This window comes from Micromonospora sp. NPDC002411, from assembly GCF_053592955.1.
In genome coordinates, this window is record NZ_JBSFBM010000350.1 from 1 (window position 1) to 6827 (window position 6827).

Below are 6827 nucleotides of genomic sequence, written 5' to 3' on the forward strand. Positions count from 1 at the left end.
GGGCGACCACTGCCTCGCCGCCCGGATCAACGGTCGCCTGGCCCCGCTCAGCTCGGAGCTGGACGAGGGCGACGTGGTGGAGATCTTCACCGAGAGCGACGGCGACAACGGGTTCGAGGCCGGGGTGGCGCCGCGCGGCCCCCGCCGGGAGTGGCTGAGTTTCGTCAAGTCGCCGAACGCGCAGATGCAGATCAACAGGTGGTTCGCGGAGCACACCGAGCCGGGCATCACGATCAGCGACAAGGTCCGCCTCGGTCGGGCCACCATCGGGCTGGCTCTGCGGCAGCACAACCGTGGCCTCGCCAGTGACCTGCCACTGTTGCGCCTCTCCGAGGAGCTGGGCTACCCCGACCTGGAGACCCTGCTGGTCGCGGTCTTCGACCGGGTGATCGAACCGGACACCGTGGTACGCCAGCTCATCGACCTGGTCGACCACCGGCAGTGACCGAGCCGGCCCCGGCGCGTCCGAAGGACATTCGTGACCACTAGCCTGGGGTCATGATCCCCCGCTCCCGCGCCACCGGTCGGGCCATGTTCTACCAGGCCTTCTACCGAATGCCACTGCCGGTGCGTCGGCGCCTGGTCCGGCTGGCCGTGCCCAAGTACATCGTCGGCGCGGTCACCCTGGTGCGCGACGCCGAGGCGACGGGCGCGGGACGCCTGCTGATGCTGCGCCAACCGCCCGGCAAGGGCTGGTCCCTCCCCGCCGGTCTGCTGAACCGCGGCGAGGCCCCGGTCGTGGGAGCGGCCCGCGAGCTGTTCGAGGAATCCGGCATCCGGCTCCCCCCGTCGCGGCTGCGCCCGGCGGCACCGAACGCGATCGTGCACGCCAAGGGCTGGGTGGACATGGTCTTCGAGACGGAGGTGCCGGCGTCCACCACCGAGCTGGCGGTCGACGGCGCCGAGGTCTTCGAGGCCGCCTGGCACCCGCTGGACGACCTGCCCAAGCTGACCTGGCCGACCGCCCGGCTGCTCGCCTACTACGACATCGGGCCGCTGGCCGGGCAGTTCCCACCACCGATCCCGGACGATCTGCCATGACCGGCGCGGGCGTTCCGGCGGAGCTGTGCGCGGTGGTGCTCGCCGCCGGCGAGGGCACCCGGCTGCGCCCGCTCACCGAACGGGTTCCGAAGGCGCTGTGCCCGGTGGGCAACGTGCCGCTGCTCGACCGCGCGTTGGCGCGGTTGGCCGGGCTCGGCCTGACCGGCCCCGACCGGGTGGCGGTGAACGCCTGCTACCTCGGCGACCAGGTGGTCGCCCACGTCGGTGACCGCGCGCACCTGTCCGTGGAGGTGGGCGACCCGCTGGGCACCGCCGGCGGGGTGGCGAACCTGCGGGACTGGATCGACGGACGGCCGGTGCTGGTCGGCAACGCCGACGCGTACCTCGCCGACCCGGCGGCCGCGCCCGGCCCGGACGTGGCCGCCCTGCTCGACGGCTGGGACGGGCACACCGTCCGCCTGCTGGGCCAGCCCGCCGCGAACCCCACGGAGCCCGGCACCTTCGACGGGCACTGCTTCACCGGCTTCTCACTGTTGCCCTGGCGACTGGTCCGTGACCTGCCGGTGGTCGTTTCCGACCTGGTCCGTGTCCTCTGGCGTCCGGCGGAGGCGGCGGACGCCCTGGAGGTGGTGCCCTACCCGGGCACCTTCTTCGACACCGGAACGCCGGCCGACTACCTGGCGGCCAACCTGCACGCCGCGGCCGGCGGCACCCTCGTCGACCCGTCGGCGAGGGTCACCGGCCGCTGCGAGGAATCGGTGGTCGGCGCGGGCGCGCAGGTCGACGGCGACGTGTTGCGCAGCGTGGTGTGGCCGGGCGCGACGGTTCGCGCCGGGGAACGGTTGGTCGACGTCATCCGGTTCGGGAACGGCACCGTGCCCACACTCCCCGAGCCGGACCGGCAGCACCTGCTCGGCCCGGCCGGAAAACATCTAGCATGAGCGACGACGCCGACGAACGGAGAAATGTCCCGTGATCACCGCGATCGTGCTGATCGACTGCGCCACCGACGCGATCCCCGAGGTGGCCGAGACCCTGGCCAACCTCCCCGGTGTGAGCGAGGTCTACTCAGTGGCCGGGCACGTCGACCTCATCGCCATCGTCCGAGTCCGCGAGTTCGACCAGATCGCCCAGGTCATCGCGGGCAGCATCTCCAAGGTGCCGGGCGTGCTCAACACCGAGTCGCACATCGCGTTCCGCGCGTACTCCCAGCACGACCTCGAGGAGGCGTTCGCGATCGGTCTGGCCAGCGCCGACTGACCCGCCCGTCCCGCACCGCACGCACGGCGGCCGGTCCACCGCTCGGGTGGACCGGCCGTCTGCTGTCGCTACGTCAGCTCTCGCTGGGAGCCGGCGTCTCGGTGGTGCCACCGCCCGGAGCCTCGGTGTTGCCACCCGGGGCCGGCGACTCGGTGCCGGTGCCACCCGGAGCCGGCGACTCAGTGCCGGTACCACCCGGGCTGGGCGTACCGCTGGCGCTGGTCTGCGGAACCGGGATGCCCAACCGGTTGGCGAGCTGCACCAACTCGTCGTAGTGCGCCTGCAGCGTCGGCAGGGCGGTCTGGGCCAACTGGACCACCGACTGCTCGGAGCCCTGCGAGATCTCCGTCTGGGTGGCCTGGATGGCCTGGACGTGACCAGCCAGCTCACTGGTCACCCAGAGCCGGTCGAACTCCGCACCACTGGCGTTGTTCAGCTTGTCGATGACCGCCTGCTGATCGGCGCTGGGCTCGTTCGGCAGTTCCACGTTGAGCTGGGACGCGGTCTGCTGCACCGTCTGGTCCAGCTGGGTGTGGTCGGTCTTCAGCATCGCACCCAGGTCCTTGACCCCCTGGTCCTGACCCTTCTGCTGGGCCAGGTCACCGGCGGTGATCTCGAACAGGTTGACCTGGTGAACCGCCTGCAGATACTGGGTGTCCTGCGTCGACGGCTGTGCCGCGGCCTGCGCGGCCGCGGCCGGCGCGACACCGACCAGTACCAGCGCGGCCAACAGGCCGAGGCGTTTGATACCCAACATGCTTCCCCCCCTTGAGACGTTGGACCGCACGGATACCCGGCTCACCGGGGTTATTCCTGCGATCGCCCGTCGCGCGGGGTCGACCGGTCCTGCCGCGAGCGTCCGACTCCGCCTCGGATGGGCGGTGGGTACGCATACGACGTGGCGCCCGCCGGAAATCCGGCGGGCGCCACGTAACGGTGCGATCGGGTGATCAGCGACGGCTCTCGCCGCTGCCGATCTCCTCGCGCTCGGGCCGGGGCTCGACCGGCGGGTGCCCCGGCGAGACCGGCGCCTCGACCGGCTTCTCGATCGGGTAGAAGAAGCCTCGGATGGCCGGCCCGAGGGCGCCCAGCCGGTTCATCTTCTTCGGGACGACCCAGCCGACGTAGTCCAGCTGACCGTGGCCGTCCGCGTGCCCGTTCGACGCGCTGAGCGGCTGGTGCACCTCGACGAACCGACCGTCCGGCAGCCGTCGGATGATGCCGGTCTCCACGCCGTGCGCGAGCACCTCCCGGTCGTGCTGCTGGAGACCCAGGCAGAGCCGGTACGTGACGTAGTACGCGATCGGTGGGAGCACCAGCAGACCGATCCGGCCAGCCCAGGTCATCGCGTTCAGGCTGATCTGGAACTTGTCGGCGATCACGTCGTTGGCGCCGGAGAGCGTCAGCACGATGTAGAAGGCGACGGCCATCGCACCGACGGCGGTCCGGGCCGGAGCGTCCCGGGGGCGCTCGAGCAGGTTGTGGCTCTTGTAGTCCTTGCGTTGCCGCGCTTCCAGGAACGGGTACATCGTCGACAGGCCGACCAGGATGCCGGGCAGCACGACCGTCGGCCAGAACAGCGGCGGGATCACGTACCCGTCGCCGAGCGGGATGTTGATCTCCCAGGCCGGCATCAGTCGGGTCGAGCCGTCGAGGAACATGACGTACCAGTCAGGCTGGCTGGCGGCCGAAACCACCCACGCCTCGTACGGGCCGAACAGCCAGATCGGGTTGATCTGGAACAGACCGCCCATCAGCGCGATGACGCCGAAGACGACCATGAAGAAGCCGCCCTGCTTCAACGCGTACCGCGGGAACATCCGCTCGCCGACCACGTTGTTGTTGGTCCGGCCGGGGCCGGGCCACTGGGTGTGCTTCTGCTTGAAGACGAGCCCCAGGTGGACGCTGATCAGCGCGACCAGCAGACCCGGGATGAGCAGCACGTGGGCGATGAAGAACCGGCTGATGATGATCGTGCCCGGGAACTCGCCGCCGAAGACCGACGAGGTGACCCAGGAGCCGATCACCGGGATGGACAGCATGATCGCCGAGGCGATCCGCAGGCCGGTGCCGGAGAGGCCGTCGTCCGGCAGCGAGTAGCCGGTGAAGCCGGCCAGGAAGCCGACCCAGAACAGCAGCGAACCGATGATCCAGTTGGTCTCACGCGGCTTGCGGAAGGCGCCGGTGAAGAAGACCCGCAGCATGTGCACGACGATCGCGGCCATGAACAGCAGCGCCGCCCAGTGGTGCATCTGCCGCATCACCAGACCACCGCGGACGTCGAACGAGATGTCCAGGCTGGAGGCGTACGCGGCGGACATCGGAGTGCCCTGCAACGGCGCGTAGCTGCCGTCGTAGACCACCTCGGTCATCGCCGGCTCGAAGAAGAAGGTGAGGAACACACCGGTCAGCAGCAGCACGACGAACGAGAACAGCGCGATCTCGCCGAGCAGGAAGGACCAGTGGTCCGGGAAGACCTTGTTCAGCAGCTTGCGCAGCGGGGTGGCCACCGCGAAGCGGTCGTCCACTCCCACCGCGGCCTTGCCCGGCGTCGCCGCCAGGTCCAACTTTCGACGCTTCACGGCCGCTCCCAGAAGTCAGGCCCGACGGTCTCGGTGTAGTCGGACTTCGCCACGAAGAAGCCCTCGGAGTCCACCTCGATCGGCAACTGCGGCAGCCGCCGGCTGGCAGGGCCGAAGACAGGCTTGGCGTTGTTGGTGATCAGGAACTGGGACTGGTGGCACGGGCAGAGCAGCCGGTTGGTCTGCTGCTCGTACAGGCTGGCAGGGCAGCCGGCGTGCGTGCAGATCTTGGAGAAGGCCGCGTAGTTGCCCCACATGTAGTCGCCGTGGCCGATGGTCTCGTTGGCCCGACGCGACTCCTGCGCGTCGGAGTCGCGGAGGTGGATCAGCAGTGTCGGCGAGTCGGCGTGCTTGTTGCTCACGCCGTGATCGATGCCGGGGAAGACGGTCAGCTGACCACCGGCACTGATGTCCGCCGGACGGACCGGACGACCGTCCTCCCGGACCAGGCGGATCCGCTCGCCGCCCTCGGCCGGGGCGAACCCGGTGGTGAACATCTGGTTGTTCTTGTGCGGCTGCGAGATCAGACCGCCGACCAGCGGCGCGGCGGCGACCGCGGCGACCGGCGCCAGACCGGCCAGCAGCGAGATGCCGAGCAGTGGGCGACGCTTCACACCCAGCTCGTCGGCCATGTAGAGCATGGTCTGGCCGGTGATCGTGCGGCCTTCCTCGTCCACCTGGCCCTCGTGCCGGTCCTGGATCGAGACCTCCTTGGGCAGCAACTTCTTGCCCCAGGTCAGGATGCCGAAGCCGACGGCGAGCAACGCCACGCCGAGGGTGAACCCGAGCAGCGGGGTGTAGAACTTGTCGCCGCCACGGCCCGCCTCGTACTGCCACGGCCACCAGATGTAGATGGCCAGGAAGGCGGTCGCGGCCAGACCGGTGATCAGGAAGAAGCCGGCGACCACCCGGGTCAGCCGACGCTCCGCCTTCGTGCCGGGCAGCACCTGCGGCTCGTAGTGGACGATCTCGATGTCGTCCCGACGCGCGCCCTCACGGACGATGTCGAACCGGGTCAGCCTGGGGTCGTTCACGTCGAGCGGCTCCCGGCCCTGCGGGGCCTGGTGCTCGGTGTGGGTGCTCATGCCGTCACCTCGCTACGGGTGGTGCCGAACGGCACCACGGCGCTGAAACTGAGTATCCGCTCGGTCACGACTTACCTGCAATCCACAGGCTGGCGAAGACGAGCGCCACGATGCCGACCAGGAAGATCGCCAGGCCCTCGGTGGAGGGGCCGTACCGCCCGAGGTTGAACCCGCCCGGGTCCTGGTCGTGCTTCAGCGTCTCCTGGATGTAGGCGATGATGTCGGCCTTCTGCTCCGGCCGGAGCTGGTTGTCGCCGAACACCGGCATGTTCTGCGGGCCGCTCAGCATCGCCGCGTAGATCTGACGGTCGGTAGCGGGGTGCAGGCTCGGGGCGAACTTGCCCGAGGAGAGCGCGCCGCCGCCACCACCGAACGCGTGGCACTGCGAGCAGTTGATCCGGAACAGCTCACCGCCGGCCGCGATGTTGCCGTCCTCACGGAGGTCGTCACCGTCCGGCACGACCGGGCCGCCACCCAGCTCCTGGATGTACTGGGCCAGCTGACGGGTCTGCTCGTCGGTGAAGACGGGGGGCTTGCGGTGCGCCTGGGCCTCCTGGCGGGCCAGCGGCATCCGCCCGGAGCTGACCTGGAACTCGACCGAGGCCGCGCCGACGCCGATCAGGCTCGGCCCGCGGCCCTCGACACCCTGGGCGTTGCGACCGTGACAGGTCACACAGCTCACGTCGAACAGCGCCTTGCCCTCGGCGGCGGCGCCGGTCAGCTGCGGGTTGTCCTGCGCCTGGGCACCCGGGGCGAAGACGGTGTAGGCGCCGCCGGCGAGCATCAGCGCGGCGATCAGCCGGTGCAGTGGAGCGCGGTCGCCCACATCGGTCGGAGTGACCTACGGCCGGGTGACCTGGTGTTCTACAGCGGGCTCGGGCACGTCGCCCTCTACGTG

At 70.0% G+C, this 6827-nt stretch carries 8 protein-coding genes and 1 pseudogene; 5 read left to right on the forward strand and 4 right to left on the reverse strand.

Annotation, left to right across the window (positions count from 1 at the left end):
* The 4 genes from ACWCO3_RS29150 to ACWCO3_RS29165 form a co-directional block, all read left to right on the forward strand.
* The coding region (locus tag ACWCO3_RS29150; RefSeq protein WP_450013098.1) for a TGS domain-containing protein at positions 1-445 on the forward strand (445 nt) is incomplete at its 5' end.
* 53 nt (positions 446-498) lie between these two features.
* Positions 499-1041, forward strand: a complete 543-nt coding sequence (locus ACWCO3_RS29155; RefSeq protein ID WP_145779664.1) for an NUDIX hydrolase — start codon at positions 499-501, stop codon at positions 1039-1041.
* Complete coding sequence (locus tag ACWCO3_RS29160) at positions 1038-1943, forward strand: nucleotidyltransferase family protein (RefSeq protein WP_145779663.1); 906 nt, start codon at positions 1038-1040, stop codon at positions 1941-1943. Before ACWCO3_RS29155 ends, ACWCO3_RS29160 begins: the two co-directional genes overlap by 4 nt.
* Before the next feature lie 31 nt (positions 1944-1974).
* Positions 1975-2262, forward strand: a complete 288-nt coding sequence (locus ACWCO3_RS29165; protein WP_088988344.1) for an Lrp/AsnC family transcriptional regulator — start codon at positions 1975-1977, stop codon at positions 2260-2262.
* Between the two features lie 73 nt (positions 2263-2335).
* On the opposite strand, the gene ACWCO3_RS29170 is transcribed toward ACWCO3_RS29165, so the two are convergent.
* The 4 genes from ACWCO3_RS29170 to qcrC all read right to left on the reverse strand — a co-directional run bounded on the left by ACWCO3_RS29170 (position 2336) and on the right by qcrC (position 6755).
* Complete coding sequence (locus ACWCO3_RS29170; RefSeq protein ID WP_145779661.1) at positions 2336-3019, reverse strand: DUF4142 domain-containing protein; 684 nt, start codon at positions 3017-3019, stop codon at positions 2336-2338.
* A 193-nt stretch (positions 3020-3212) separates the two neighbouring features.
* Positions 3213-4844 (reverse strand): cytochrome bc1 complex cytochrome b subunit, encoded by a 1632-nt coding sequence (gene qcrB, locus ACWCO3_RS29175; protein WP_145779660.1) that lies wholly within the window; start codon positions 4842-4844, stop codon positions 3213-3215.
* Complete coding sequence (gene qcrA, locus ACWCO3_RS29180) at positions 4841-5929, reverse strand: cytochrome bc1 complex Rieske iron-sulfur subunit (protein ID WP_145779659.1); 1089 nt, start codon at positions 5927-5929, stop codon at positions 4841-4843. The genes qcrB and qcrA overlap by 4 nt, the downstream gene beginning before the upstream one ends.
* Positions 5930-5993: 64 nt before the next feature.
* Positions 5994-6755, reverse strand: a complete 762-nt coding sequence (gene qcrC, locus ACWCO3_RS29185) for a cytochrome bc1 complex diheme cytochrome c subunit (RefSeq protein WP_450013102.1) — start codon at positions 6753-6755, stop codon at positions 5994-5996.
* On the opposite strand from qcrC, the pseudogene ACWCO3_RS29190 reads away from it, so the two are divergent.
* A pseudogene (locus ACWCO3_RS29190) lies at positions 6735-6827 on the forward strand (C40 family peptidase); the annotation flags it as partial. The gene qcrC and the pseudogene ACWCO3_RS29190 sit on opposite strands and share 21 nt — an antisense overlap.